The organism is Pelagibacterium xiamenense (assembly GCF_021166475.1).
In the GTDB taxonomy this organism is placed as follows: domain Bacteria; phylum Pseudomonadota; class Alphaproteobacteria; order Rhizobiales; family Devosiaceae; genus Pelagibacterium; species Pelagibacterium xiamenense.
Window position 1 is genome coordinate 96,179 of the sequence record NZ_JAJOYS010000004.1, and the last position, 25,578, is coordinate 121,756.

Genomic DNA, 25,578 nt, shown 5'->3' on the forward strand with positions numbered 1-25,578 from the left:
CTAGGCGGGCGCGGGGCGTACGCAGATGAGCGCCGCCTCGCCGTTGAACTCCCCGTCCTGCCAACGCCTGTAGCCGAGCTTTTCGGCCACCCGTATGGACGCCGCATGATCGGGATGGAAGATGCAGCACGTCGCATGCTTGCCGAAATGCGCGTCGCCCCACGCGACAGCGGCTCCCGCGGCCTCGGTTGCAAAGCCCTGCCCGTGCGCCGACGGTGCCAGAACCCAGCCGATTGCGGGCATATCGTCAATAACGGGCGTGATTTCGCGGCGGAACTGGCCGAACCCGACCGTGCCGACGAACGCTCCGCTGCCCTTGTCTTCCACCACCCAGTAGCCGAAGCCATATGCAGCCCAATGCCCTATCGCACGTACGAGGCGTGCCTCGGCGTCCGACCGGCCCGAAGCCTTGCCGGTAATGTAGCGATAGACCCGCTCGTCGCTCCACATGGTTAGCAGGCTGGCAAAATCGTCCGGACGATGCTCGCGCAACCGCAGGCGCTCGGTTTCGACGACCGGAACAAAGGGAAGATCGCGCTTGAGCGCCAACATCAGCTTTTGCGCTCCGCGAAATGCGCGATCAGCGCCCGGAGCATGTCCGCCTCCGCCCTAAAGCTTGAAAGCGCCTCGATACCGTCCTCGACCGCAACGGCGAGCATCTCCCGCGCGCCATCGACCCCCCGCCGCGCGACGATTGTGGATTTGTTCTGCGCGACGTCCTTGCCGGCCGTCTTGCCCAGATCCGCGCTCGTTGCGGTAACGTCGAGTATGTCGTCGGCGAGTTGGAACGCAAGCCCTGCCGCTTCGCCATAGCGCACGAGCGCGCCGCGCTGCGCCGCGTCGGCTCGCCCAAGGATCGCCCCCATTTCGACGCCGGCCCTAATCAGCGCCCCGGTCTTGCGCCGCTGCATGGCGATGATACCGGCCTCGTCGAGCGGCGTTGTTTCGCCCTCGATATCGGCCACCTGCCCGCCAACCATGCCGAGCGCGCCCGCACTCGCGGCCAAGACCCCGATCAATTCGGCGCGAACCGCGGGGTCCGCGTGCACCACCGGGTCGGCCAGAACACCGAAGGCCTCGGTCAAGAGCGCGTCGCCCGCAAGGATCGCCAACGCCGGATCGAACGCCTTCCAGACCGTCGGCTTGCCGCGCCGCATCTCGTCATTATCCATATCCGGCAGGTCGTCGTGGACGAGCGAATAACAGTGGACCATTTCGAGCGCCGCACCGGCCGCAAGGCTGTCCACATGCGCAACCCCGAATACCTCTGCACTCGCGCGCACCAGAAACGGCCGCAATCGCTTGCCACCGTCGAGCGCACCATGCGCCATTGCATCGAGGAGACGCGCTGGAGCGCCCTCGATAGCCAGCCGCTCGGCCAGAAATGTTTCGGTATCGGCCGCGCAGGCGGCAAGTGCGTCGGTGAGGTTCATGCCGGAGTGCTAATGGGTTCGCACGCTGCGGGCAACACCATAAAGACAACCTTAGTCCCGCTGTGGCACAAGGCAGTCCATGACGACGATTGGGAATGATCGCGTGGCGGAAAAATCCAAACGCAAGGGAGGGATCTGGCGCTGGCTGAAATGGCCGGCCGCGGCGCTTGCCCTTGTCCTCGCGATTCCGCTCCTGCTCGTGCCGCTCTATTGGGTCGTTCCGCCGGTTTCGACCCTCATGCTCTCGCGCTACCTGACGCTTCAACCGGTCGACCGGCAATGGCGCGGCATCGACGAGATTTCCGACCGGCTCAAGACATCGGTGATCCTTTCCGAGGATGGCCAGTTCTGCCGCCACCTGGGGATCGATGTCGCGGCACTCAGGGCCGAAATCGAAGACTATTTCGCCGGCGAACCCGTCCGGGGCGCCTCTACCATCACCATGCAGGTCGCTCGGAACCTCTTCTTGTGGAACGACCGCTCGCTGATCCGCAAAGCCCTCGAAATCCCGCTCGCGGTCTATATCGACCTGATCCTGCCCAAGCGCCGGATCATGGAGATTTATCTCAATATCGCCGAATGGGGGCCCGACGGCACCTTCGGGGTCGAGGCTGGCGCACAGCGTGCCTTCGGCACGACGGCGGAGAATTTCACCTGGGACCGCGCGAGCCTCCTCGCCGTCACCCTCCCCAATCCGCATCTGCGCACCCCGGCAAATCCATCGGCAGGCCTGCGGCGGGTTGCCGGAATTGTCCAGGCGCGCGCGCAGCAATTCTCCGGTCATGCAAGCTGCGTGTTCGATGGCGCCCCCGAACTGTAATTTTTGGGCTTTCGGCCTCTAGCCAAACCCGCGCCGATCCGGTATAGAGCGCCACGATCCGAACACGAATTGACGGTTTGGCGTGCCCGGCGCGGCAACAGCGTATTGCCACGAGGCCCCGAGCCGACCGAGATGGAGTAACGAAAATGGCAGTGCCCAAGAGGAAGGTTACGCCGATGAAGCGCGGCTTCCGCCGGTCGGCGGATGCGCTCAAGGCAAAGGCCTATGTCGAAGACAAGGACAGCGGCGAGCTGCGCCGCCCGCACCATATCGATCTTAAGACCGGTATGTATCGCGGCCGTCAGATTCTCGAGCCCAAGGGCGAATAATCCGCTCCTCGCGGCACGCGACTAGACCAAAGCGTCATTGCCGCGCTCGAATTAAAGCTTTACGGCCAGTCCTGACATTCGGGGCTGGCCTTTTATTTTGCCTGCTGGAGCGTTTTTCGGGTGAAAGCCACTTTTCCGGTTCGAAAACGCGACAAAACAAAACCTTGGAGGATTCTCGCTACTCGATCAGAAGCGAGAATGCCAAAGCCTTTGCCTGGAGGACATGATGACGACACGGACTGAAACCGACTCGATGGGCCCCATCGAGGTTCCCTCCGACAAGTATTACGGCGCCCAGACCGCCCGTTCGCTGATGAATTTCGATATCGGCGGCGAGAAGATGCCGCTCGAGATCGTCCACGCCTTCGGCATTCTCAAAAAGGCTGCCGCCATAACCAACGCCGAGCTCGGGCTGATGGAAGAAGCGACCCGCGACCTCATCGTATCCGCAGCCGATGAGGTGATCGCCGGCAAACTCGACGACCACTTCCCCCTCGTCGTCTGGCAAACCGGTTCGGGCACCCAATCGAACATGAACGTCAACGAGGTGATCTCCAACCGCGCCATCGAAATGGCTGGCGGCGAGATGGGTTCCAAAAAGCCCGTGCACCCCAACGACCACGTCAATATGAGCCAGTCGTCCAACGACACCTACCCTACCGCCATGCACATCGCGGCCGTAACCATCGTCGTTGAAACGCTCTTTCCCAAGGTCAAGCGCCTGCGCGACACCCTTGAGGCCAAGTCCAAGGAATTCATGGACGTGGTCAAGATCGGCCGCACCCACCTCCAGGACGCGACGCCCCTCACGCTTGGCCAGGAAATCTCCGGCTGGGTCGCCCAGATCGACCACGCGCTCGCGGCCGTCGAAGCCACGCTCCCGCAACTGCGCGAACTCGCGCTCGGCGGCACTGCTGTCGGCACCGGGCTCAACACCCATCCCGAATACGCGAAGACCGTCGCCGAGGAGATCTCCAGGCTTTCCGGACACGAGTTCGTCACAGCCCCCAACAAATTCGCTGTCCTTGCCGGCCACGACGCGTTCGTCGGCGCCTCTGGAGCGCTCAAGCAGCTCGCGGCGGCTTTCATGAAGGTCGCCAACGACGTGCGCTGGCTCGCGTCAGGCCCACGCTCTGGCCTTGGCGAAATCACCATCCCCGAGAACGAACCCGGCTCCTCGATCATGCCGGGCAAGGTCAACCCGACCCAGTCCGAAGCCATGACCATGGTCGTCGCCCAGGTGATGGGCAATGACGCCACCATCGGGTTCGCGGCAAGCCAGGGTAATTTCGAGCTCAACGTCTTCAAGCCCGTCATCGCCTATAATTTCATCCAGTCGGTGCGCCTGCTGGCCGATGCGGCGACCTCGTTCAACGACAATTGCGCCGTCGGCCTCGAACCCAACCGCCCGCGCATCAAGGAGCACCTTGAGAACTCCCTGATGCTGGTGACAGCGCTCAACCGCAAGATCGGCTACGACAACGCCGCCAAGATCGCCAAGACCGCGCACAAGAACGCCACGACGCTGCGCGAGGAAGCGATCAATCTGGGGCTTTTGACCGGCGAAGAGTTCGATGCCGAGGTGCGCCCCGAAAAGATGGTCGGCCCGCTGCCCTCGGCGAAATAGCGAATACGCCAGCGCCCCGATTGGGCGCTGGCGATTTGTTCTCGCTTAAGGCAATCTGGCGGCACCCATGCATGAGAAGGGAAACGCACCCGATGTTCATCCCGCCGCTCCTGGCCCTGCCGCTGATTGTTTACAACCTCATCGGACTTTTCGCTTTCGGCGACGGGTCCGGCTGGACGGGCGAGATTGCCTCGATCCCCCTGGTATCCGGCGCGACCTGGCCCATCTCGAGCGCCGATGTTTTCATCATCGTCTCGCTTGTGCTGCTCTTTGGGGAAATCCTCAAGGCTACACGCTTCGGCAACGCCTCGGTGATTGACCACATGCTCTCGACGGCGGTCTTTATCATCTGCCTGATCGAATTCCTGCTCGTGCCCTTCTGCGGCACATCAGCCTTCTTCATCCTGATGGTGATGGCGCTCATCGACGTGATCGCCGGTTTCACGGTCTCGATCCGCGCAGCGGCTCGCGACGTGCAGTTCGGTGGACTGGAGCAATAAAAATCAGGCGCTAAGCGTCTTGCGGTAACCTGCGGGTACACGCTTGACGTCAAGCGTGTCAGTGAGCCGATACGCCGAGTTCGCTTCGCCGTCGCTAGCGCGGCGCCTGGCGCGCTGGACGGGCATGCCGTCCCGCGTTGCGATCAGCTGGGCTGCAAAGGCCGACTGGGTCGAAATGCGCACGAGCGAAGGCCGCGGCGCCGGCCGCTCAATCGCGATCGGTAGATTGTGTGCCGAAATGATACGCTTTTCACTGTCGCCGTTACGCATGCGCCTGACTCTGTCTCACTTTAGGGCGCTGTCCCGGTTTGGCACGGAAACTTGGACGCCCTGCGTACAAAGTGGCAATCGGCGTGCCAAGTGTATACGGGATGTTAACGAAATCCCCGTGATCGACGCCGGATGGTTAACGACGCTGCTGCTCTCGCATTAAGATTCCATTAGGAAAGACGCCGCAATTTTGCGGCTTTGCGACACTATCACGGCGGGCAACCGATCAAACCAACGGACCGGACAATGACTTTCGCCAGCCTATCCTTCCGCCCCGCCCTTTTGACCGCCGCCGCACTGCTGGTGGTCGCACTGGCGGCCTGTTCACCCGGCGGCACCACTATCGGCCTGCCACAGGGGCTCACCGCCACCATCGACCGGCCCGGCGCGCAGATGGACCGGGCCGCCGCGCTCAATATCCTCAACCAGTACCGCGCTACCCGCGGCGCACAGCCGCTTGCGGGCGACGCAACGCTGGATGCGCAGGCCCAGGCGGTCGCCCAGGCCTACGCGAGCAGTGGCACGCCACCGGCAACGCCCGAAGGCGTCACCGTGATGCGGCTGAGCGCAGGGTACCTCAATTTTGCGGAAACCTTCTCGGGCTGGCGCTCAAGCCCACCCGATGCCGATGCGCTGGCTGCACCGTCGGCACGACGCGCAGGCCTCGCAGTCGTCTACGACCCCAACTCGGCCTACGGCGCCCATTGGGTCGTGCTGCTCGCGTCCTAGTCGAGCCCCGGCGTTACCCCTGAGGCGGGATGATCCGGCTTTCGCGGTGCTTGATGGACCCACCCCGCGGTCACCGCTCAATCGCAAAGATTCTAGGCACGCCGAAGAAAATTTTCTTCGGCGCAGGCGTCTATTTTCCGCCTTTGTGCTAAGAACCGGTTATGGCTTCCACCAAGCAAGCAAAACCTTGCCTCCCCTGATGACCGCACAAATCGACGCGCGCGGCCTGCGCTGCCCCCTGCCGGTGCTCAAGCTCGAAAAATGGCTCGACCAGGCCGCGCCCGCCGCGACGGTAACGATCCTTGCGACCGACCCGGTCGCCAAGATCGATATTCCGCTTTTTTGCACGAAGAACGGCCACGCCTGCGCGATCGAGCCCGCGGAGGGCGCCGTTGCGTTCACCGTGACCAAACGGGGTCAAGAGGGGAGCGGCACGACCTAGTCGTGCCGCTTGATAACCTCCGGCAGGAGCCCGCGGGGCGCAAACCGCAACGCGATCGAAATAACGAGCCCCAGAACGAATACGCGCATCTGCACCGACCGTGCTTCGATATCCGGAATGGCGCCCCAGCCCATATCTTCGGAGAATCCGCTCGTCACCATGAAGAGTGCCTGCGCCAACGGTTCCGAGAGAATCCAGATGATGTAGATGAACAGCCCGCCGAAGAGTGCGCCGAAATTATTGCCGGATCCCCCCACGATGAGCATCACCCAGATGAGAAACGTATGATGGATCGGCTGATAGCTCGAGGGATCGAAGATCTGGACGAACGACACGAGAATCGCCCCTCCGATACCCATCAGCACCGACCCGAACACGAAGATCTCAAGCTGGCGGCCCTTGACGTCTTTCCCCATCGAACCCGCGGCGATGTGATTGTCGCGGATCGCACGCATCATACGCCCCCACGGCCCCATATAGGCGCGATGGATGAGCCAGAGCGCCAGAGCGACGACGGCTACAACGAGCGCCAGGTACCCCGCGCGCGCGTAGATGAAGCTTTCGACCGGCGTTGCCCCCATGGCCTGGAACGCGAGCGGATCGGGCACCGGCCAGGGAATGGGCGAGACCGTCAGTGTGCCGCGCGTGAGCCACTCGACGTTCTTGATGACGGCCCGCAGGATCTCTGCGATGCCGATCGTCGCGATTGCAAGATAGTCCGTGCGCAGCCCCAGACTGACCTTGCCCACAAAGAACGCAACGATCGCGGCGAGCACGCCGCCGAAAGCCCAGCCCAAGACAACCGGCAGCCCCAGCCCGCCGACCCATCCGGCTTCCGAGATGATCAGGCGCGCCGCCGGGTCCATCTGGCTGCGGAAAATGATGTAGGCGACAAACCAGGCGATAACGATCACCGTTGCGCGCCATTTGCCGGTGATCCCGAGCCGCTGGACCCGATGGGCCATGACGATAAGTACCGCGCCGATCGCCGCCGCGATCAGCGTGCGTCCCAGCATTGCGGGACCGCCGGAGCCCCAGAAATCCGGATTGATCGGATAGGAAATGAAGGTGACAGCGAACCCGCCCACCATCAGCATGCCCAGAATGCCGAAATTGAAGAGCCCCCCGAAACCCCATTGGATGTTGAGGCCCATGGCGATCAGCGCGAATGCGAACGCCTCGACCATCAGCCGCACGGTGAAGGGCGCCCCCATCAGCATACCGACGCCGATGATAAGGACGAAGAGCCCGCCAAAGGCCACGAGATAACGCTGCGTCATGTCGAGGCTCCCTTGAAGATACCCGTGGGCCGCACGAGCAGAACGACGACCAGGATGATGAACGCCACCGTAAGCTTGTATTCGGACTGCACGAGCGAGAGCGAACCCGGGATCTCAAACCATTCTGGCAGGCTGTCGCGGAACGGCCGCAAGAGCACCGACCAGTTGAAGACGGCAAGCGTTTCGGCAAACCCGATGAGGAAGCCGCCGGCAATGGCGCCGTAGGCCTGCCCGAGCCCGCCCACGATCGCCGCCGCAAAGATCGGCAGAATGATGTTGAAGGCAAGATCGGGCTTGAGCGTCACGTCGAGCGCCAGCATCGTGCCCGCCATGCACGCGAGCCCGCCGGCGATGATCCACGTCACCCTTACAACGAGGCGGGTATTGATACCCGAAACCTGTGCGAGGTCCGGATTGTCCGCCATCGCGCGCATGCCCTTGCCCAACCGCGAGCGCGTCAGGAAGACATGCAGCGCCACAACCGCAATGAGGGTGAGAACGATCAGGTAGACCTGCGGCTCGGTAAACGATATCGGCCGCGTGACACCTTCGAACGGCAGCTCGATCCGGATGAGCCCCTTGGGTTCGGTCGCAAAGAATGTCCGGGTCTCAACCCCGAAAAAGAGCCGGATCAGGCCCTGGATCATCATCGTGACGCCGATAGAAGCGATCAGAAGCGTCACCGGGCGTGCGCCGCGCGCCCTCAGCGGGGCATAAAAGCCCTTGTCGATTCCCACCGCGGCGGCCGCGGCGATCACCATGGCGATCGGTAGCACGAGAAAGCCCGTTGGCACCGGGGTGACAATGCCCATGCCCGCAAAGAGCCCCGCGAGCACGAACGCGAAGAACGCACCCATGGTCATCATGTCGCCATGGGCGAAATGGGCAAACCGCAGGATCCCGAAAATCAGCGTGACCCCGATCGCGCCGAGTGCATAGATCGAGCCCAGCACGGCCCCGCCGATGATCACCTGATTGAAAAAGAAAATGAAATCGTTCATCGCCTAGCCCCCAAGAAAGCTTTTGGCGACATCGGGGTCGTCGAGCAATTGCTGCCCCGTGCCGGTGAACCGGTTTTGCCCGTTGGCAAGAACGAACCCCTTGGTGGCGAACCCGAGCGCCTGGCGCGCATTCTGTTCCACCATCAATATCCCCACGCCCCTGGCGTTGATTTTGACCACTTGTTCGAAAATTTCCATCATGTAGCGCGGGCTCAGGCCGGCCGACGGCTCGTCGAGCATGAGAAGCTTGGGCTTGCTCATGAGCGCCCGCCCCATCGCCACCATCTGCCGCTGACCGCCCGAGAGCTCGCCGGCGTGCTGGCGCCGTTTGGCCTTGAGGTCCGGAAACATCTCGTAGACCTCATCGAGCGTATCCGAGATGTCGTCGCGCCGGATGAACGCGCCCATTTCGAGGTTTTCGTGCACGCTCATCGAAGTGAAAACGTTGTGCTCCTGCGGGACGAACGAAAGCCCCAGCGGCACCAGCCTGTCGGCGTCGGAATTGGTGATGTTTTTATCCGCGAACGTCACCGTCCCGCTCGTGACGGTCAAAAGCCCGAAAATGGCCTTGAGGGTCGTGGACTTTCCCGCACCGTTCGGCCCCACGATGACGCCGATATCGCTGGCGTCGATCTCGATGTTGACGCCATTGAGAATCGGCGCGCCGCCATAGCCGGCGGTCACATCCCGCAGTTCGACAAGGCTCATTGCACGGCCTCCACCGGCCCGCCGAAATACGCTTCGACGATCGCCGGATTGGCGCGCAATTCCTCCATCGTGCCCTTGGCGATGACCTCGCCCTGCGCCATCACGATGACCGGATCGCAAAGCCGCGCGATCAGGTCCATATCGTGTTCGATGACGAAAAAGGTGTACCCCAATTCCTTGTTCATACGCTCGATATTGCCTGCCAGATCGTTCAGAAGGGTCTTGTTGACGCCCGCCGCCACCTCGTCGAGCAGCACCACCTGCGCGTCGACCATCATGGTGCGGCCGAGTTCGAGGAGCTTTTTCTGCCCGCCCGAGAGATTTCCGGCCAGTTCGTTGCGCACATGGCCGAGCTTGAGGAAGTCGATGACCTCGAGCGCCTTCTGCCGCACTTCGGCTTCGCGCTTTGCGACCCGCGCCGGCTGGAACCAGAGCGCGTTGAGGTTCTCGCCCGGCTGCTCGGGCGGCACCATCATCAGATTTTCGAGCGCCGTCATGTTGGAGAATTCGTGCGCGATCTGGAAGGTCCGCAGCATACCGAGCGCGAACAGCGCGTGCGGCCGCATGCCGGTCACATCCTGACCGTTGAAGATGATCTTGCCGCTCGAGGGCGCGAAATTGCCCGCCACCATATTGAACAGTGTGGACTTGCCCGCGCCGTTCGGACCGATCAGCCCGGTGATCGAACCGCGCTCGACTTCGAGCGAACAGTTGTTCACCGCAGAAAGGCCGCCAAAACGCTTCGATACGTTACGGACGTCGATTACCGCGTCAAATGACACCGTGCCCCAAACCTCGTTTACAATAGTCGCAGATTCAAACGATTCCGGCACTTTCGCCGAAAAATCCGCGGCATCTGTTCATAAGCGGCGCGTCCGGTCAACACGTAAGCGTCATCAAAGCGACGCGAGGACCGCTTCCGCTGTGGAGCGGTTGACCGCCAGGGGGATGTCGTAAAGCGTCGCAAGCCTGACCAGCGCCTTGACGTCGACATCATGAGGCAGCGCCGTCAAGGGATCGACGAAGAAGATGAGGGCGTCGAGTTGGCCTTCGCAGATCATCGCGCCCAATTGCGCATCGCCGCCGCGCGGGCCGCTTTTGAGCAGCGTGACCGAAAGCCCGGTGCCCTCGGAAACGCGACCGCCTGTCGTGCCGGTGCCGAAAAGCGTAAATGCGCCCAACCGGTCCCGATGCGTTTGGGCAAAAGCGACCATTTCGTCCTTCATTTCATCGTGGGCGACAAGTCCGATCCGCTTCATTGAAGCCTTTCCTTTGCGCAAGAACAGCCCGGGGCATCCGCGCCCTTATGCACGTGCCGGGCACGACTTGCCAAGCGTTCCTTGGGCCCTAGCCCTGCGGATCGTATGCAAAGAAGGTTTCAAACAGCACGAGGTCCGCCGCACCCATGGCCGCAGCCGACGCGCCCAACTGGCCCTGGATAAGCCGGACGGGACCGCCCGGCGGTGCCGGATGATCGACCATGGCCACTTCGGTCTGCGCAATGACGGCCTTGATAAGCGATGCCGGCAGCGTGCCGTCGATAACGAAGGTCCCGCAATCGAGGACCGACTGGACGTTATGAACGACTTGCGCGAGGGCATGTCCTGCGTCCTCGATCCAGTTTTCAAGCGCCACGCCGGCGTTTTGCCACTCCCAGTCCCGCCCGATGCTCAGAGGAACCTCGACACCTGCGGCACCGAGCTGCGCCTCGAGTTCTCCCGACCCCGCGACATCCGTCGCCCGGGCGTGCGGGCCGTCCCGCGTACAAATCACCATGGCGCCGAGATCCGGAGCCTTGCCGTCCCGACCGGTGAACAGGCGCCCGCCAAGCACGACGCCGCCACTCAGCGTATGGCCGAGATGCAGATACCCGAAATCGGCACAGTGTGCGGCCATGATCTGCCGGTTCTCCGCGCCACACGCCGCCGCACCGTCGCCGATCTCGCGCACCGGCATCCCCAGCCGCAGGCTCAGCGCGTCGGCGGCGTCGTGCGCGCGCCAAGCCGCTGCAACCTCTTCGGGCACACCCTTTACGCCCTCCTCGCCGACGCCCACCGACGGCAGCGCCAACCCGAAGCGCAACGCCCTGTTGCGCGCTTTGGAAGGCAGTCGATCAAGAAACCGGTCGACGCTCTGGACGATCTGCTCAAGCATCTCGTCGGGATCGGGAAAGGCATATTGCCAGCTTTCCTCGACAACGATCTTGCCTTCAAGATCGCACAAGACGAGGTCGAACTGCCGCCAGCCCAGCGAACAGCCAAACGCGTATGCGCCCTGCGGATTGAGATAGATCGGTGTCGCCGGCTGGCCGCGCCGGCCGCGCAGCACCTCCCCGCGACGGATGAGCCGCTGCTCTTCGAGCGATCGCAGGATAACCGAAATCGTCTGCGCCGCGAGCCCTGTGCGTCGGGACAATTCCGCGTTGAATAGCCCCGGATAGCGGCGCAGCGCGGAAAGAACCACCCGCTCGTTAAACCGCCGCAGATCCGACTGCGAGCCGCCCCGGTCTACAAAGGTTGGAATATACGGAGATTGTTCGTTCATGCCGCAACCGCGCTGAATACCCCAAATACCCGAGCGACCCTGGACGAGTGGCCAGCGTCCAATGGTCACTATGTGTTATTTATTGCAAACAAATTTGACTAGGGCAATTGCAGCGCAACCGGTATTTGCCGAAAGTGGACAATTTTTCACTGGTTTTTTTACCGCGGGTGCAAGCCGCCAGTCGTCCTTAAGCCTGACGGCGCGTGGAAGCACCCGACTGCCTCCCAGCATCGGGGTTTCTGATGTGGACGGTATGCGGCGAGACGTTGCCCCATACTGAGTAGATTTAGAGCGAGGCACGCCTCGCCGCATACATCCGGGGTTTTTGGCTTGTCCGCCCATCTTACAGGCTGGGGTCAATCCCCGCTGGCTTTCGCCAGTACGCCGTCGCAGCGCGACGACCGGCTCTGGTGACGTTTGGGCCTCCGCTGGGACGACTCCCATCGGACCCGGACCGGCCCCGCCCAAACGTTCGTTGCGCCTGCGCCCATAAAAGCGGGTCCGTATGCAGGAGAATACGTCAGGTTTTTGGGACGGAGATAAGTTCGGGCCAAGCCGCTGATTTGAATGGCGTTTCGCCCGCACAAAAGCAAAGGCCGCCGCCCGCTATGGGCAGCGGCCTATCGGAAGAGGCCGGCGAGCGTGTCAGGACAGCGCGCCGATCACCGCCTCGATGCGCTTTTTCATCGTCGCCGCATCGAACGGCTTGATGATGTAGTTGTTGACCCCGCACTCGATGGCTTCCTTGACCTGTTCCTTGTCCGAACGCCCGGTTGCCATGATGAACGGCATGCCCTGCGTGCGCGGATGCTTGCGGATGACCTTCAGAAGGGTCAGTCCGTCCACATCCTCCATGTTCCAGTCCGAAATAATCAGATCGACATTGGTCTTCTCGAGCTTGGTGAGCGCATCGCGGCCGGACTTTGCCTCGACGATGTCCTTAAAGCCCAACTGCGTGAGAATGTACTTACAGATGCCCCGCATCGACTGCTGGTCATCCACGATCAAAACGCTGACTGCACTGGCCTTAGGCATTGGTTCCCCAGCTTGTGAACCCGGGCGTCCCTCCGGGGGTGATATCAAACGGCGAGATTAGGCACGAACGGTTACCATACTCTCAACCAAGGTGATTTAGGCCGCCGACTTGAGGCGCATGAGTGCCTGCACGAGGCGAGCCGCGATCTTTTCCACCGGGGCTTCCTCGACCACCGCGCCGATCTCGGCGGCGACTTTGGGCATTCCGTAGATCAAGGCCGACCCTTTGGCCTGCCCCATCGTGAATGCCCCCGCCTCGCGCATGGCCTTGAGCCCGTTGGCGCCATCCCGACCCATGCCGGTCAGGATGGCCCCGACGGCCATCGGCCCCACGACCTTGGCGACCGAGGCGAACAGAACGTCGACGCTGGGCCGATGCCCCGACGTCGCCTCGTCCTGGGTGACGCGGCACTTGAGCTGCCCCGAGGTCTTTTCGATCCTCAAATGATAGTCGCCCGGCGCGACATAGGCCGTGCCCGGTTCGAGCGCGAGCCGGTCGGTCGCCTCGACGACCGTGACCGGCACCAGATCGTTGAGCCGCGCCGCGAACCGCGTGGTGAACCCCTTGGGCATGTGCTGGGCGATGACGATGGGTGGACAATCCCTGGGAAAGGCCGAAAGCACCTGGCGGATCGCCTCGACACCGCCTGTCGACGCACCGATGGCAATGAGCGCCCCGGACGGCGCGGCGGCCGTCTTGATGGGCATGTCAGGGGGGCTGGCCCGCACGGTGGTGTGCGCCCGCACGTCGCTCGCCGCCGCATGCCGGACCTTTTCGCGCAAGGTCGCGCCGAACGCGTCGATCCCGCCATCGAGCTCGGCCCCGGGCTTGGCGACGAAATCGACGGCTCCCAGCTCGAGCGCCAGCATGGTTTCGCTCGCGCCCTTCTTGGTCAGCGTCGACACCATCACAACCGGCATGGGCCGCAGCCGCATGATCTTTTGCAGGAACGCCAGCCCGTTCATATTGGGCATTTCGATATCGAGAGTGACGACATCGGGATTGAGGGCCTTGATCTTGTCGCGCGCATCGAGCGGATCGTGTGCGGTGCCGACCACCTGAATATCGCCGTCCTGCGCCAGCGTCTTGCTGAGGACCTCCCGGATCAGCGCCGAGTCGTCGACGACGAGAACCTTAATCATGCTGCGTCCTTTGCGCTGGAATTGGCCTTGAGCTGATAGATCGTCTTGCCCACCAGCCTGAAGCCATTGGAAACCGCCTGCAGGTTTTCCGAATGACCGATATAGAGAAAGCCGTCCGGGGCGAGCACCTTGCCGAGCTTGTCGAACATCTGCCCCTGGGTAGGTTTGTCGAAATAGATCGCGACGTTCCGGCAGAAGATCGCGTCGAACGGTCCCTTGAAGGGCAGCGGTGCCATGAGGTTGAGCACCTTGAACGTCATGAGCGATTTGACCGGCGCCGGGATGCGCACCGTACCGTCGGCGCCGCGCTCAAAAAGCGCTGTGCGCTGGGCGGAAAGTCCGGAAAGCTCGTTGGCGGGATAGACCCCGGCCGCGGCCTTGGCAACGACGCTCGAATCGATGTCGGTGGCCAGAATCTTGAAATCCCAGCGCTTGAGTTCAGGGATCGCGTCGGTCAGACACAGCCCGATCGTATAGGGCTCCTGACCCGTCGAGCAGCCCGCCGACCAGATCCGCAGCCGCGGCTGCCCCCGCGCGTTGAGCCGCGGTTTGCGCGCCACCACCCCGCGTATGTGCGTCACGAGATGCTCGAAATGGTGGTCCTCACGGTAAAACCGCGTGAGATTGGTCGTTAACGCGTTGACGAATTCCTGATTGTCCGCCTCCGTTCCGGAAGCTTCCAGATAATCGACGTAGCTGTCGAAGCTCTTGAGCCCGAGCCGCCGCAGGATTTTCGACAGCCGCGACACCACAAGCGTGCGCTTGGCGTCCGAAAGCGAAATCCCCGCGATCTTGTAGACCCGCGCCCGAATGCGCGAAAATTCCTTCTCACTCAGCGCGATTTCGCCGTTGTCCATCCCCGACCCGTCTCCTGTTCCGCGAAGGCGCCTTCGTCCCGCGCGTTTGCCATTGTCGTGCCGCTGGCCCGTGCCAGCGCGTCGCGCTGGTCCCCGGCCTGGCCCTCAAGGGCGGTGATTTCGGCAAGTGCCGCCTCGACCGCCTCGGCACCCGTCCCCAGCGCGGTTCCGATCATCTGCGTTTCATCACTTAAATTCAGTAAATGCGCATCGATATCGTCGAGCAACCGCGCCAGTGATTCGGCCTGGGCGGTATCGGCTTCGGCGCTCTCGAGCCCTTTTTTGATGAGCGCCCGGATCTCCTTGCTCGCCCGGGCGCTCGCCTGGGCAAGCTCGCGCACCTCGGCAGCGACCACTGCAAAGCCCGCACCCTTCTCGCCCGCCCGCGCAGCCTCGACCGCGGCGTTCAGGGCCAGGAGATTGGTGCGGAACGAAATGTCCTCTATCCCGCCCATGAGCGTATCGATCTGCTCGGACAATGCCTGCGCCTGGGCAAGACGCTCAAGGCCCGTACGCGCCGCTGCGCCGGCCTGCTCCGACACCGTGCGGGTCTTGCCGCCGTTCGCGAACAGGGCGGACGCCGCGCCGCTGCTTTTCACCAGCGCGTCGCGCGCGGCATCGGCGGAGGTCCGCGCGGCGTCGGCGGATTGCATCAGCGCATCCGCACGGTGCGCGCACAATTCGACGAGCCGCCCCACCTCGGCGAGCTTTTGCTGTTCGCGCGCCCGCAATTGCGCTTCCATATCGCGCTCTCCGGCGACCTCGGACAGCGCTGTGGCCAGCGCCCTGACCTCTCGGGCCAACCCGGTATTGGCCGGCAACACATCGGCGCGGCCCTCGGTTTCGATGAGGGTCCGGATTGCGGTGACGCTGTCGTCGAGCGTGGCGAGCGCAGTGTTGAGCGGCGCGAGATCGGGGTTGGCGTCGAGCCGCTCACGCGCGAACCGGAAGCCGGTCTGCCCGCCGGTCAACGCATCGGTGAAAGCGGCTAGGTCGTCCCTAGCCATAACCGCGCCCGGCCGGTCGAACTCGACGAGCCAGCGCGCACCCGCAAGCGGCACGGTACGCGCGCGGTAGACGCGATCGCAAAGACGGACTTCGGTTTCGGACGGCGCATCGCCGAACACCTGCCCCGCCCCCAGAAGCACACGTGCGTCCGTGACGCTCCCGGCGGCCAGCGCAAGGCCGGCGGTTGCCTTGACCACCTTGCCCTCGGCATCGGCAATCAACGCGAAGCGTTCGAGCGCTTCGAACCCGGCCTTGTAGGTCAGCGCCCGCTCGAGCCGGGCACAAAGATTGGCGGCGATCGCCTGGACGTGGTCGAGCTCCCTGGCGCTGCCGATCGGCCCCGAGCCGACGGCCTCCCCGAGCGCGGACAGTCCCTTGCGGTGCCGCGCCTCGGCACGTGCCGCAAGCCAGAGCGTGCATCCGATACCAAGCAATGTTGCGGCACCGATGCCCGAAAGCGTCCATAGGCCCGGCCCGAAGACCGCCCAGAGCGCAAGGGCGCAGGTCTCCACGGCCAGCCAGACGAGAACGGCAATAACGGCAAGGCGCGTCCGGGACATCTACCGCCCCCGGCGCGCCGGATATATTGGCGCGAGCATGGCGCCACACTAGGCCGGTTATGGTTAACGCTTTGTGATCGCGCACCGTCCCCGGTAAGGTTTTGCTAAGACCCGTGCGAGCGCCCCTAGAAGAGTTCGATATCGTCCTCGACAGGCTTGACCTTCTGCCTGCTTGCGATCGCGAGTTCCTCGCGCACCAGGCGCGCATTGTCGGTGCTGTCGAGACGCTTGACGAAGGCCCGCCCCGACTGGGGTTTGAACATCACGCGGCGCGCATAGCTGCCGCCCAGGTCTTCGCTTGCAATCGTATAGCCTTCATCGAGCAGGAAGGCGCGGATGAATTCGATGTTCTTGAGCCCCACATCGTTCATGCCCGCGTGGATGTTGCCGCCGCCGAACACCTTGAATTCGAGATTGGCCTTTTTACCCGTGCCCTTGGTGAGCACCATGTTGATGAGCTGCTCCATGGCGAACGCGCCATAGCGCGCCGATTCGCCGTAGGTGTCGCGCGCCGAGCCCGATTGCGTCGCCAGCAGGAAGTGGTTCATACCCCCCACTTGCGCCGCGCGGTCGCGCACGCAGGCGCTGATGCACGATCCCAGCACTGTCGAAAACGTGACGTCGCTCTCTTTCGAAACCAGGCAGTCGCCCTGATGAACCGTGGTGACGACCCCGCGCGAGAAATCCGCGGGCAATGAGGCAACCGCCATAAACCTTCGTTCCCTGTCTCGTTTCTTCCAGCTTTCGCTGTTTACCTTAATGGCTCGAAGGCCAAGTTGAGCCTAAACTCATTTTCTTTGTGTTAATCCGCCGCCGTTATGTGCACCCCCCTGGGCGACACGTATTGCAAGCCACAATCGCACGCTGAAGCGTTCCATTTTTACGCTCCGCTAACCCTAACAGGGGAAGGGTTTGAGGATCGTGCCTGAGGCAAGTAACGATTTAGATTTTCAAGGTTAATATCCGCACACGCGTATTCAGGAGAGAATTGCATGGGGCTGCCGAAACTGGCCAGGGAACTGGAAGAAACCGCGCGTCAGACCGCGGAGATGGTCGATGGCATCACCGCCAGTCTCTTGACGTTGGGCGACACCACCATCGACTGCAACACCGCCCGCTCCACCGCCATTCGCCAGATCGTCGTCGCCCTCCAGATGCAGGACCGCATCGAGCAGCGCTGCCGCAACATGGCCGAAGCCGCCCGCAAGCTCGCCGAGCTGCAGGAACATACCGACAAGGCGGCGAGTGAGGATGTCTGGTCAACGCTGACGCTCGACGAACTGCGTGACGACGCGCTGTCCGGCATTGCCGCCCGCACCAATTCGGGCGAGGTCGAATTCTTCTGACCTGAGCTGGTCTGCTCCGAATCCGAAAGGCGCCCATGAGGCGCCCTTTTCATATGCGGCAATGAAAACCCCCGCCACGTTCGCACGGGCGGGGGTCGAATTCTTCCTGAAAAGAAAGTCGAGGGGCTAGGCGTCTTCCTTGGCACCCGCGACGACGGCATGCAGGTCGATGAGCCCCACCATGCGGCTATCGTGGGTAACGATGCCGTTCAGGAGCTCGGTGTCGTTGGCGTTGCCCTCCGGCACGGCATGGATATCGTCTTTCGAAACCGTGAGAATGTCGGAAACCGCATCCACCAGGATGCCGATCCACTTTTCCCCGACGCTCATCACCACCACGACGTGGTTCTTGGTGGGGTTGGTCTTGCCGTCGCCGAAGCGGGCACGCAGGTCGAAGATCGGGACGATGGTGCCGCGCAGGTTGATGACGCCGCGTACGTATTCGCGGGTGTTGGGCAGCGGCGTGGCGCCGTTCCAGGCGCGGATCTCGCGGACGGTCGTGATCTCGACGCCGTAGATCTGCTCGTCGATCGAGAAAGCGATGAGCTGCAGCGAGTTCTGGCTCGCGGCGGCCGAATTGTCCTGATAGTCTTCACGCATATCGAGCGCTTCCATCACCGAACCTCCTTAAAAGGCCTGCCCGCTCGCGCGAAAACCCGCGTCCGAGCCCCTAGGCCGCATTCTGATGGGCATGTCCTGTCTTCAAGCTTTGCACATCAACAATCAACGCAACGTTACCGTCGCCCAGAATTGTGCCGCCCGCGATGCCGTTGATGCGCTCGAAATTCTCCTCGAGCGATTTGATGACGACCTGCTGCTGGCCGATGATGTCGTCGACAACGAGCGCGACCTTTGAATTGCCTTCCGCCTCGCACAGAACCACGAACCGGTTGTCGTCGGTCTGGTCGGTCACCATCTCGAAACGTCGTGCAAGATCGACCACCTGAACGTATTCCCCGCGCACCTGCAACACCTTGCCGCCCGAGGGCATGTGCCCGAAATCGGCGCGCGAATTCTGGATCGTTTCGACGATCGAGGAGAGCGGAATGACGTAAGGTGACCCTGCGACCTTGACCAGCATCACGTCGAGCACGGCGAGCGTCAGCGGCAGCCTCAGCGTCATGCGCGTGCCCTTGCCCGGCCACGAGCGCACATGCACCGAGCCGCCGATCTTCTTGATGTTGGAAAGCACCACGTCCATGCCCACGCCGCGGCCGGAAATGTCCGAGATTTCCGAGGCGGTCGAGAAGCCCGGCGCGAAAATGAGGTTGTCGATCTGCTCGTCGGTCAATTGCTGATCCGGGCCGACAATGCCGCGCTCGCGGCCGATCTCAAGCACGCGCTCGCGGTTGATGCCCTGCCCGTCGTCCTCGACGACAATCAGGATGTTGCCGCCCGCCTGCTCGGCCGAAAGCCGGATCGTGCCGGTCTCCGGTTTGCCCGAGGCAAGCCGGTTCTCCAGCCCCTCAATGCCGTGATCTGCCGAATTGCGCACCATATGGGTGAGCGGGTCGGAAAGCTGCTCGATCACCGTCTTGTCGATTTCGGTGTTCTCGCCGATGGTTTCGAGCTTGATTTTCTTGCCGGTCTTGGCCGCGAGTTCGCGCACAAGCCGCGGCATGCGCGAGAAGACCGATTTGACCGGCTGCGCGCGGATCGCCATCACCGCGTCCTGCAACCCGCGTGTGGTCTGCGCGAGCACTTCGATGCCGCGCACGAGTTCCTGGTAGCGGTCGCGGATGGCGTCGTCCATCTGCTGGGTGAGCATGGACTGGGTTATGACCAGTTCGCCCACCATGTTGACCACGCGGTCGACCTTGTCGAGATCGACGCGGATCGACTGCATGCCGACCGCGCGCCCGCCATTGGCCTCCTCGCTGGCCGCCGCTGACGAAACGCCATTGGCGGCAGCAGGTGTCACCGGCCGGACTGGCGTCGGTGCACCGACATCGGCGGCAGGTGCCGCCGGAGCTGCGGGCGCGCTGTCCGCGTCTGGCTCGCCGGTGGGGACGAATTTGCGCTCGGCCTTCGCCTCCTCGGCAAGGTCGGCAAAACTCGGCAGATCGTCTGGTTCGGTAATCTCGGCAGCCGGCGCGCCGGCCTGCTTTTCGACCGTGATCTCGCAGTCCCCGTCGACGAACTCGAATACCTCGCGGATCGCCTCTTCGCTCGCCTTGTCGGAGGTCAGCGCGATGGTCCAGCTGCAATAAACGCCGAACGGATCGAACTGGTCGAGCGTCGGCAGGCCGCCGAGCGTGGCGGTCACCTCGATCGATCCCAAAAGCGCAAGCTCGCGGAACAGCAGCAGCGGGTCGTTGGCGCGCTCGTAGAGCGTCGGGAACGGGGTAAACGTAATCAGCCAGCTCGATTCGCCGTCCGGTGAGACCGGCAAGTCCGACAACGGCTTGTCCGCACTCAGATCGACGGAAACGGGGGTAAAATCGATGTCGAACTCGTCCATCGAGTCTTCATCGCTCTCGCCGGCGCCGGCCTCGGTCTCGGCCGCTTCACCCCTGGCCAGGGCGTCAAAGCTCGCCTTCTCGCTCGCGCCGTACTCGGCAGGCAGGGTATCGCCATTGCGCGCGGCATTGACGAAATCCGCCACGATGTCGACCGAACGGATGCAGAGCGTCACGACCTCTTCGGTCAACTCCACCCTGCCGTCCCGGACATAGTCCAAGAGCGTTTCGAAGCTGTGCGCGAATTTGACCAGCCCGTCGAACCCGAACGCGCCGCCGCCCCCCTTGATCGAATGGATCGCGCGGAACACGGCATTGAGCCGCTCGCTGTCGCGATCGCCCTCTTCGATCGCAGCGAATTGCTCCTCGAGCTCGAGCAGCAGTTCCGAGCACTCATCGAAATATGTTGCCTTGAATTCGTCGAGGTCACTCATTTGGGATGCCTGCGCGAAGGGATGGGTTCATGTGGTGGTTAGGCCTTTAATGCACGACCTTGTTGATCACGCTGATGAGCTTTTCAGGATCGAACGGCTTGACGATCCATCCCGTCCCGCCGGCGGCGCGGCCCTGGTCGCGCTTGTCCTGACTGGTCTCGGTGGTGAGGATCAGAATGGGCAGGCTCTGATGCTTACCCGTTGCCCGCACGTTCTTGATGAACTCGATGCCGTCCATCACCGGCATGTTGATGTCGGTGATGACCACATCGACCTCTTCGCGGGCGAGGACGTCGAGCCCGAGCTGGCCGTTCTCAGCCTGCAGCACCTCGAACCCTGCATTGGTGAGGGTGTGGTGAAGCATGGCGAGGATGGTGCGGGAATCATCAACAGTGAGCACGCGCATGGTGATGGCTTATCCTTTCAGGACGGGCGCAAAATTGTCGTTGAGCCCGAGCTTTTCGATGGAGGCGCGCATGACGTCGCTGGCCCTGCTTATCGTGAAGGTGAACTTGGCCTGCTTGGCGGTCTCCGCCGCGCTCAGGAGCATGAAGAGCGCATTGGTGGAAACCCGGTCGACCGCCTGCGCATCGATATCGACGGGCCCCGCCTGGAGCGCGCCGAGCAGGGTCTCGCGAATCTCGTCCAGCGCATCAAGATCGACAATCCGCGGCAACTCCACAGACTGGGCTTGCGACTTCGGCATGGATGGACGGCTCCCTGACACCCGCTTTCGGTTGCCGCAGTTTTGTCCATCAAGCGTTTAAGAATCCCTAACCATAACAGGGCCCGCACGCGCTTTATTCACTTTGCCGGATCAATCGAGCAGCGCGGCGATTTCCGTCAGGTCCACCGCCGCGTGATCCGCCGGCGTCCAGGCCGGGGTCCGGTCCTTGTCGATGAGCAAGGCGCGCACACCCTCGGCGAAATCCGGCCGCACCGCCATCCACCGCGCCAGCGCCAGATCGCGCTTGAGAACCGCCTCGATGGACGGGTCGCGGCGCGTGCGGCGGTGGGCCATGAGCGCCACCGCAAGGCTGGTCGGCGCGTGCCCTTCCATCTTTGTGACAAGCGGCAACGCCCCCTCGACGCCCTCGTCTGCGCAATGGTGGAGCGCGCTTATGATCTGCGGCACCGTATCGCCTGTGAAAGCTTCGGCTAGCGCATCGGCCGTGGCACAGAACTGCGCCGGGCCGGCCTCGAGCGTTTCGGCCTGGATGATGGCCACGATCTGGGTATCGGGCTCACCGGCCCTCGCAGCATCGATGATTCGGTCGCGGATGCCGGAGAGCCGCTCTTGATCGACCATCGCATCGGCCAACCCCAGCGCAATCGCATCCGCAGCACCGACGGTCACCCCGCTCAGGAGAAAAGCCATTGCACGCGGTTCGGGCGCCTCCGCGAGCACCGCGTTGACCCCCACGTCGGGAAACAGGCCGATCGCGCCCTCGGGCATGGCGAATTTGCTCGATGCCGTTGCGATGCGGAACCGGCCATGCGCGGATACCCCGATCCCGCCGCCCATGACGACCCCGGTCTGAAGCGCCACGATGGGCTTTTCGAACCGCGCAATCATCCGGTTCATTTCGTATTCGCGCGCAAAAAAACCGAGCGCCGCCTCGGATTGACCCGCCAGAACCGCCTCCCGCACCGCCCGCACGTCACCCCCGGCGCAGAGCCCCTTTTCCCCTGCGCCTTCGATCAGAACAAGGCGGATGGTGCTATCGTGCGCCCACGCGGCAAGCGCGGCCAGGATCGCCTCGATCATCGACGCATTAAGAGCGTTGATCGCTTTGGGGCGATTGAGCGTTATGATCCCGGCTGCGCCGCTAACCGAAATCAGCACCTCGTCGGTTTCGCTCATGGACTGCCCTTTCAAAACCATGTTCGCCGCGATAGTGCCTTGATCCGCAATTGTCTTTCAAGCGGCAGCGGGAAGGGTTTTGCTTGGCGCGCAAAATGGACTAGGTAGGCGGCAAATACTCATTGGAACGAGACAGAACGTGACCGCAATCTCCAAAACCGGCATCGCCCGCGACCTCGAGGCAAGGGCGGAAACCGGCAAGCCGATCCGGCTCGGCATTATCGGTTCGGGGGAAATGGGCACCGATCTCGTCACCCAGGTGATGCTGATGAACGGCATCGAGATCGCTGCCATCGCCACCCGCCGCCCGCAAACCGCGCTCGCCGCCATGGACATCGCCTATGGCGAAGGCGCCGGCATGGGTCGCGAGGTTGACAGCCGCACCGCCATGAGCGCAGCGATCGACATGGGCAAGATCGCGGTAACCTCCGATACCGCGCTGATGGTCACCGCACCGGAAGTCGACGTTATCATCGACGCAACCGGCAAGCCGGGCGTTGGCGCGGACTTCGATCTTCTCGGCATGGAGCACGGCAAGCATCTCGTCATGATGAATGTCGAGGCGGACGTGACCATCGGCCCTTACCTCAAAAAGGAAGCCGACCGGCTGGGCGTCGTCTATTCGGTGGGGGCCGGAGACGAGCCGTCCTCATGCATGGAGCTCATCGAATTCGTCTCCGCGCTGGGCCTCGAGATCGTCTCCGCCGGCAAGGGCAAGAACAACCCCCTGAACTACGACGCCGTCCCCGACGACTACCGCGAAGAAGCCGAGCGGCGGAACATGAACCCGCGCATGCTGGTCGAGTTCGTTGACGGCTCCAAAACCATGGTCGAAATGACCGCCATCGCCAACGCGACCGGGCTGGTGCCCGACATTCCGGGCATGCACGGACCAAAGGCCGACCGCGATTCGCTCGCAAAGGTCCTCATCCCCAGGGCCGATGGCGGCGTGCTCGAAAAATCCGGCGTCGTCGACTACACCGTCGGCAAGGGCGTCGCGCCCGGCGTCTTCGTCATCGCCAAGGCGCACCACCCACGCATCATCGAGCGCATGGACGACCTGCATGTGGGCGTGGGGCCCTATTACGGCTTCTTTCGCCCTTATCATCTCACGAGCCTCGAGGTGCCGCTCACCGCGGCGCGCATCATGCTCTACGGCAAACCCGATATGGTCCCGCTCCCTAGTCCGGTCGCCGAAGTCTGCGCCGTCGCCAAGCGAGACCTGCCCGAAGGTACGCCGCTCGACGCTATCGGAGAGACTTGTTACCGCTCGTTTGCGATGACCATCGGGGACGCGCGCAGGGCCAACGCAATTCCGGTCGGGTTGCTCGAGGGCGGCCGGACGACCGCGCCGGTCAAAAAGGGCGACCTCTTCACCTCCGCCAACGCGACGCCGGACGTCACCACCAAGCTCTTTGCCCTGCGGCAGAAACAGGACCAAATGTTCGGGCTCGTCTAGCTTCCGAACTGCGCCCTGTGCAGTTGCGCATAGAGCCCGCCATGGTCGAGCAGCGCGCCGTGGCTACCCTCTTCGGCGATCCCCGAGCCGCTGATCACGACGATCCGGTCCGCATTGCGGATGGTCGCAAGCCGGTGGGCGATAACAAGCGTCGTCCGGCCTTCGCTCAGCTCGGTGAGCGCGCGCTGGATTTCCTGCTCGGTCGCCGTATCGAGCGCCGAGGTGGCCTCGTCGAGGATCAGGATCGGCGGGTTCTTTAAAAAGATCCGCGCAATCGCAAGCCGCTGCTTCTGCCCGCCCGAAAGCTTGACCCCGCGCTCGCCGACGACCGTATCGAGCCCTTCAGGCATGTCGGCGATGACCTTGTCGAACTGCGCCCGCCGCGCCGCGTCCATGATCTCCGCGTCGGTTGCCCCCAACCGCCCATAGGCGATGTTGTCGCGGATCGAGGTGCCGAACATGAAAACGTCCTGCTGCACGATGCCGATCTGGTTGCGCAGGCTGTCCTGCGTCATATCGCGTATATCGATGCCGTCTATGGTGATCGCGCCGGTCTCGATCTCATAGAACCGCGGCAGCAGAGAACACAGCGTCGTCTTGCCCGCACCCGACGGGCCGACCAGCGCAACCGTCTCGCCCGGGGCGATCCTGAGATTGACGTTTTCGAGCACCTTGCGGCCGTTGTCGTAACCGAACCCGACATCACAAAAGTCGATTTCGCCCTTAAGCCCCGATACCGTCTGCGCGTCCGGCCGGTCGACGATATCGGGCTCGGTATCGATCAACTCGCAGAAGCGTTTGAACCCCGCGATACCCTTGGGATAGGTCTCGATGACGCTGATGATCTTGTCGATGGGGCGGAACAGCACGTTGATCAGCAAGAGGAAGCCGACGAATTCGCCATAGCTCATTTCGCCATAGATAACGAGTGCCGTGCCCGCGAGCATGACAAGAAGCTGCACGAGGCTTTTGGAGAGATACGAGATCGAGATCGACGCGGTCATGATCCTGTAGGCGGCGAGCTTGGTGCGCCGGTAGTTCTGGTTATCGCCCTCGAAAAGGCGCCGCTCGTGGCGCTCATTGGCGAATGCGCGGACCGCGCGGACCCCACCGATGCTCTCCTCGATGCGGGCGTTGAAATCCCCAACCCGTCCATAAAGCGCCTTCCAGGTCGCCGTCATGGCGCTGCCGTACTTCCAGACGACGAACGAGGCGATGGGGACCAGAACCAGCGTCAACGCTGCGAGCTTCAAATTCATCAGCGCCATGATGATAAAGGCGCCGACAAAGGTCATGATCGCGATGAACATGTCCTCTGGCCCGTGATGGGCGATTTCGCCCACCTCCTCGAGGTCCTTGGTCACATGCGTGATCAGATGCCCGGTCTTCTTGTTGTCGAAATAGCGGAAGGAGAGCTTGTGCAGGTGGTCGAACGCCTGGCGCCGCATGTCGGTCTCCATACCGACCCCGAGCGCGTGGCCCCAATAGTTGACCACCGAGAGCAGCCCCGCATTGATGAGATAGACAACGAGAAGCCCGGCCGCCGCGCCCAGGATCAGCGTCCAGTTCTGGCCCGGCAGCAGCCGGTCGACATAAAGCTGGACGACGACCGGAAAGCCCAGCTCCAATAGGCCCGCAAGCACCGCGCAGCCGAAATCGAGGAAAAACAGCCCCCGATACGGCGCGTAATACGAAAAGAAACGGCGCAGCAGGGAGGGGTCGGCAGGTGG

Annotated in this window: 27 protein-coding genes and 1 pseudogene; 8 read left to right on the top strand and 20 right to left on the bottom strand. The window is 62.9% G+C overall.

The features are described from left to right. Together LSG43_RS15650 and LSG43_RS15655 are read right to left on the bottom strand one after the other, a co-directional pair. Entirely contained in the window at window positions 1–552 is a 552-nt protein-coding gene (locus LSG43_RS15650) for a GNAT family N-acetyltransferase (protein WP_231805932.1), read from the bottom strand. Further along, entirely contained in the window at window positions 552–1,433 is an 882-nt protein-coding gene (locus LSG43_RS15655) for a polyprenyl synthetase family protein (protein WP_231805934.1), read from the bottom strand. Before LSG43_RS15655 ends, LSG43_RS15650 begins: the two co-directional genes overlap by 1 nt. A 79-nt stretch (window positions 1,434–1,512) precedes the next feature. Here LSG43_RS15655 and LSG43_RS15660 point away from each other — a divergent pair, with 79 nt between their 5' ends. The 4 genes from LSG43_RS15660 to LSG43_RS15675 all read left to right on the top strand — a co-directional run bounded on the left by LSG43_RS15660 (window position 1,513) and on the right by LSG43_RS15675 (window position 4,709). Next, window positions 1,513–2,253 (top strand): transglycosylase domain-containing protein, encoded by a 741-nt coding sequence (locus tag LSG43_RS15660; RefSeq protein ID WP_231805936.1) that lies wholly within the window; start codon window positions 1,513–1,515, stop codon window positions 2,251–2,253. Window positions 2,254–2,399: 146 nt separating this feature from the next. Next, window positions 2,400–2,582: a 50S ribosomal protein L32 gene (rpmF, locus tag LSG43_RS15665; protein ID WP_231805938.1), complete on the top strand. Its 183-nt coding sequence runs from the start codon at window positions 2,400–2,402 to the stop codon at window positions 2,580–2,582. A 223-nt stretch (window positions 2,583–2,805) separates the two neighbouring features. Then, on the top strand, window positions 2,806–4,209 hold the full coding sequence (fumC, locus tag LSG43_RS15670) for a class II fumarate hydratase (RefSeq protein WP_231805940.1): 1,404 nt from the start codon (window positions 2,806–2,808) through the stop codon (window positions 4,207–4,209). Window positions 4,210–4,301: 92 nt separating this feature from the next. After that, a complete protein-coding gene (locus LSG43_RS15675; RefSeq protein ID WP_231805942.1) occupies window positions 4,302–4,709 on the top strand; it encodes a hypothetical protein in 408 nt (135 codons plus the stop codon). 3 nt (window positions 4,710–4,712) lie between these two features. Here LSG43_RS15675 and LSG43_RS15680 read toward each other — a convergent pair whose 3' ends face one another. Beyond that, complete coding sequence (locus LSG43_RS15680; protein WP_231805944.1) at window positions 4,713–4,979, bottom strand: hypothetical protein; 267 nt, start codon at window positions 4,977–4,979, stop codon at window positions 4,713–4,715. A gap of 246 nt (window positions 4,980–5,225) precedes the next feature. On the opposite strand from LSG43_RS15680, the gene LSG43_RS15685 reads away from it, so the two are divergent. Both LSG43_RS15685 and LSG43_RS15690 read left to right on the top strand, forming a co-directional pair. Next, window positions 5,226–5,708: a CAP domain-containing protein gene (locus tag LSG43_RS15685; RefSeq protein WP_231805945.1), complete on the top strand. Its 483-nt coding sequence runs from the start codon at window positions 5,226–5,228 to the stop codon at window positions 5,706–5,708. 199 nt (window positions 5,709–5,907) lie between these two features. Continuing rightward, window positions 5,908–6,150, top strand: a complete 243-nt coding sequence (locus tag LSG43_RS15690; protein WP_231805947.1) for a sulfurtransferase TusA family protein — start codon at window positions 5,908–5,910, stop codon at window positions 6,148–6,150. Here LSG43_RS15690 and LSG43_RS15695 read toward each other — a convergent pair. From LSG43_RS15695 to LSG43_RS15745, 11 genes and pseudogenes are all read right to left on the bottom strand, one after another. Beyond that, the gene (locus LSG43_RS15695; RefSeq protein WP_231805949.1) at window positions 6,147–7,430 is read right to left on the bottom strand and encodes a branched-chain amino acid ABC transporter permease; all 1,284 of its coding nucleotides are present in this window, start codon (window positions 7,428–7,430) and stop codon (window positions 6,147–6,149) included. The two genes, LSG43_RS15690 and LSG43_RS15695, sit on opposite strands and share 4 nt — an antisense overlap. Beyond that, entirely contained in the window at window positions 7,427–8,431 is a 1,005-nt protein-coding gene (locus LSG43_RS15700) for a branched-chain amino acid ABC transporter permease (protein ID WP_231805951.1), read from the bottom strand. Before LSG43_RS15700 ends, LSG43_RS15695 begins: the two co-directional genes overlap by 4 nt. Before the next feature lie 3 nt (window positions 8,432–8,434). Beyond that, window positions 8,435–9,139 carry an ABC transporter ATP-binding protein gene (locus LSG43_RS15705; protein WP_231805953.1) on the bottom strand — a complete coding sequence of 235 codons (705 nt, stop codon included), beginning with the start codon at window positions 9,137–9,139 and terminating at the stop codon, window positions 8,435–8,437. Then, window positions 9,136–9,921, bottom strand: coding sequence for an ABC transporter ATP-binding protein (locus LSG43_RS15710; RefSeq protein WP_231805955.1), 786 nt, complete (start codon window positions 9,919–9,921; stop codon window positions 9,136–9,138). The genes LSG43_RS15705 and LSG43_RS15710 overlap by 4 nt, the downstream gene beginning before the upstream one ends. 114 nt (window positions 9,922–10,035) lie before the next feature. Then, window positions 10,036–10,398, bottom strand: a complete 363-nt coding sequence (locus LSG43_RS15715) for a methylglyoxal synthase (protein ID WP_231805957.1) — start codon at window positions 10,396–10,398, stop codon at window positions 10,036–10,038. A gap of 88 nt (window positions 10,399–10,486) precedes the next feature. Further along, complete coding sequence (locus LSG43_RS15720) at window positions 10,487–11,683, bottom strand: ROK family transcriptional regulator (protein WP_231805959.1); 1,197 nt, start codon at window positions 11,681–11,683, stop codon at window positions 10,487–10,489. Window positions 11,684–12,328: 645 nt separating this feature from the next. Further along, window positions 12,329–12,718, bottom strand: a complete 390-nt coding sequence (locus LSG43_RS15725; RefSeq protein ID WP_231805961.1) for a response regulator — start codon at window positions 12,716–12,718, stop codon at window positions 12,329–12,331. A gap of 96 nt (window positions 12,719–12,814) precedes the next feature. After that, a complete protein-coding gene (locus LSG43_RS15730; RefSeq protein WP_231805963.1) occupies window positions 12,815–13,861 on the bottom strand; it encodes a protein-glutamate methylesterase/protein-glutamine glutaminase in 1,047 nt (348 codons plus the stop codon). Continuing rightward, complete coding sequence (locus LSG43_RS15735) at window positions 13,858–14,718, bottom strand: CheR family methyltransferase (protein ID WP_231805965.1); 861 nt, start codon at window positions 14,716–14,718, stop codon at window positions 13,858–13,860. Before LSG43_RS15735 ends, LSG43_RS15730 begins: the two co-directional genes overlap by 4 nt. Then, window positions 14,694–15,170, bottom strand: a pseudogene (locus LSG43_RS16695) (methyl-accepting chemotaxis protein); the annotation flags it as partial. The pseudogene LSG43_RS16695 and the gene LSG43_RS15735, both read right to left, overlap by 25 nt. A 1,241-nt stretch (window positions 15,171–16,411) precedes the next feature. Further along, on the bottom strand, window positions 16,412–16,996 hold the full coding sequence (locus LSG43_RS15745; protein WP_231805967.1) for a hypothetical protein: 585 nt from the start codon (window positions 16,994–16,996) through the stop codon (window positions 16,412–16,414). A 282-nt stretch (window positions 16,997–17,278) separates the two neighbouring features. Between LSG43_RS15745 and LSG43_RS15750 the strand changes: the two genes are divergently transcribed. Continuing rightward, a complete protein-coding gene (locus LSG43_RS15750; RefSeq protein ID WP_231805969.1) occupies window positions 17,279–17,632 on the top strand; it encodes a hypothetical protein in 354 nt (117 codons plus the stop codon). A 126-nt stretch (window positions 17,633–17,758) separates the two neighbouring features. Here LSG43_RS15750 and LSG43_RS15755 read toward each other — a convergent pair whose 3' ends face one another. The 5 genes from LSG43_RS15755 to LSG43_RS15775 all read right to left on the bottom strand — a co-directional run bounded on the left by LSG43_RS15755 (window position 17,759) and on the right by LSG43_RS15775 (window position 22,389). Further along, on the bottom strand, window positions 17,759–18,247 hold the full coding sequence (locus LSG43_RS15755; RefSeq protein WP_231805971.1) for a chemotaxis protein CheW: 489 nt from the start codon (window positions 18,245–18,247) through the stop codon (window positions 17,759–17,761). A 55-nt stretch (window positions 18,248–18,302) separates the two neighbouring features. Beyond that, window positions 18,303–20,525, bottom strand: coding sequence for a chemotaxis protein CheA (locus tag LSG43_RS15760; protein ID WP_231805973.1), 2,223 nt, complete (start codon window positions 20,523–20,525; stop codon window positions 18,303–18,305). Between the two features lie 46 nt (window positions 20,526–20,571). Further along, window positions 20,572–20,937 carry a response regulator gene (locus tag LSG43_RS15765; protein WP_231806193.1) on the bottom strand — a complete coding sequence of 122 codons (366 nt, stop codon included), beginning with the start codon at window positions 20,935–20,937 and terminating at the stop codon, window positions 20,572–20,574. Window positions 20,938–20,940: 3 nt separating this feature from the next. Next, window positions 20,941–21,231 (bottom strand): STAS domain-containing protein, encoded by a 291-nt coding sequence (locus tag LSG43_RS15770; protein ID WP_231805975.1) that lies wholly within the window; start codon window positions 21,229–21,231, stop codon window positions 20,941–20,943. A gap of 111 nt (window positions 21,232–21,342) precedes the next feature. Beyond that, window positions 21,343–22,389 (bottom strand): enoyl-CoA hydratase/isomerase family protein, encoded by a 1,047-nt coding sequence (locus LSG43_RS15775; protein ID WP_231805977.1) that lies wholly within the window; start codon window positions 22,387–22,389, stop codon window positions 21,343–21,345. Window positions 22,390–22,528: 139 nt separating this feature from the next. Between LSG43_RS15775 and LSG43_RS15780 the strand changes: the two genes are divergently transcribed. Beyond that, entirely contained in the window at window positions 22,529–23,848 is a 1,320-nt protein-coding gene (locus LSG43_RS15780) for an NAD(P)H-dependent oxidoreductase (RefSeq protein ID WP_231805979.1), read from the top strand. On the opposite strand, the gene LSG43_RS15785 is transcribed toward LSG43_RS15780, so the two are convergent. Further along, window positions 23,845–25,560 (bottom strand): ABC transporter ATP-binding protein, encoded by a 1,716-nt coding sequence (locus LSG43_RS15785; protein ID WP_231806195.1) that lies wholly within the window; start codon window positions 25,558–25,560, stop codon window positions 23,845–23,847. The genes LSG43_RS15780 and LSG43_RS15785 overlap by 4 nt on opposite strands. Between the last annotated feature and the right edge of the window lie 18 nt (window positions 25,561–25,578).

Bases quoted from the DNA above. Each gene is read 5' to 3' on its own strand.
- LSG43_RS15650 (WP_231805932.1), bottom strand. From the start codon at position 552: ATGTTGGCGCTCAAGCGCGATCTTCCCTTTGTTCCGGTCGTCGAAACC.
- LSG43_RS15655 (WP_231805934.1), bottom strand. From the start codon at position 1,433: ATGAACCTCACCGACGCACTTGCCGCCTGCGCGGCCGATACCGAAACA.
- LSG43_RS15660 (WP_231805936.1), top strand. From the start codon at position 1,513: ATGACGACGATTGGGAATGATCGCGTGGCGGAAAAATCCAAACGCAAG.
- rpmF (WP_231805938.1), top strand. From the start codon at position 2,400: ATGGCAGTGCCCAAGAGGAAGGTTACGCCGATGAAGCGCGGCTTCCGC.
- fumC (WP_231805940.1), top strand. From the start codon at position 2,806: ATGATGACGACACGGACTGAAACCGACTCGATGGGCCCCATCGAGGTT.
- LSG43_RS15675 (WP_231805942.1), top strand. From the start codon at position 4,302: ATGTTCATCCCGCCGCTCCTGGCCCTGCCGCTGATTGTTTACAACCTC.
- LSG43_RS15680 (WP_231805944.1), bottom strand. From the start codon at position 4,979: ATGCGTAACGGCGACAGTGAAAAGCGTATCATTTCGGCACACAATCTA.
- LSG43_RS15685 (WP_231805945.1), top strand. From the start codon at position 5,226: ATGACTTTCGCCAGCCTATCCTTCCGCCCCGCCCTTTTGACCGCCGCC.
- LSG43_RS15690 (WP_231805947.1), top strand. From the start codon at position 5,908: ATGACCGCACAAATCGACGCGCGCGGCCTGCGCTGCCCCCTGCCGGTG.
- LSG43_RS15695 (WP_231805949.1), bottom strand. From the start codon at position 7,430: ATGACGCAGCGTTATCTCGTGGCCTTTGGCGGGCTCTTCGTCCTTATC.
- LSG43_RS15700 (WP_231805951.1), bottom strand. From the start codon at position 8,431: ATGAACGATTTCATTTTCTTTTTCAATCAGGTGATCATCGGCGGGGCC.
- LSG43_RS15705 (WP_231805953.1), bottom strand. From the start codon at position 9,139: ATGAGCCTTGTCGAACTGCGGGATGTGACCGCCGGCTATGGCGGCGCG.
- LSG43_RS15715 (WP_231805957.1), bottom strand. From the start codon at position 10,398: ATGAAGCGGATCGGACTTGTCGCCCACGATGAAATGAAGGACGAAATG.
- LSG43_RS15720 (WP_231805959.1), bottom strand. From the start codon at position 11,683: ATGAACGAACAATCTCCGTATATTCCAACCTTTGTAGACCGGGGCGGC.
- LSG43_RS15725 (WP_231805961.1), bottom strand. From the start codon at position 12,718: ATGCCTAAGGCCAGTGCAGTCAGCGTTTTGATCGTGGATGACCAGCAG.
- LSG43_RS15730 (WP_231805963.1), bottom strand. From the start codon at position 13,861: ATGATTAAGGTTCTCGTCGTCGACGACTCGGCGCTGATCCGGGAGGTC.
- LSG43_RS15735 (WP_231805965.1), bottom strand. From the start codon at position 14,718: ATGGACAACGGCGAAATCGCGCTGAGTGAGAAGGAATTTTCGCGCATT.
- LSG43_RS15745 (WP_231805967.1), bottom strand. From the start codon at position 16,996: ATGGCGGTTGCCTCATTGCCCGCGGATTTCTCGCGCGGGGTCGTCACC.
- LSG43_RS15750 (WP_231805969.1), top strand. From the start codon at position 17,279: ATGGGGCTGCCGAAACTGGCCAGGGAACTGGAAGAAACCGCGCGTCAG.
- LSG43_RS15755 (WP_231805971.1), bottom strand. From the start codon at position 18,247: ATGGAAGCGCTCGATATGCGTGAAGACTATCAGGACAATTCGGCCGCC.
- LSG43_RS15760 (WP_231805973.1), bottom strand. From the start codon at position 20,525: ATGAGTGACCTCGACGAATTCAAGGCAACATATTTCGATGAGTGCTCG.
- LSG43_RS15770 (WP_231805975.1), bottom strand. From the start codon at position 21,231: ATGCCGAAGTCGCAAGCCCAGTCTGTGGAGTTGCCGCGGATTGTCGAT.
- LSG43_RS15775 (WP_231805977.1), bottom strand. From the start codon at position 22,389: ATGAGCGAAACCGACGAGGTGCTGATTTCGGTTAGCGGCGCAGCCGGG.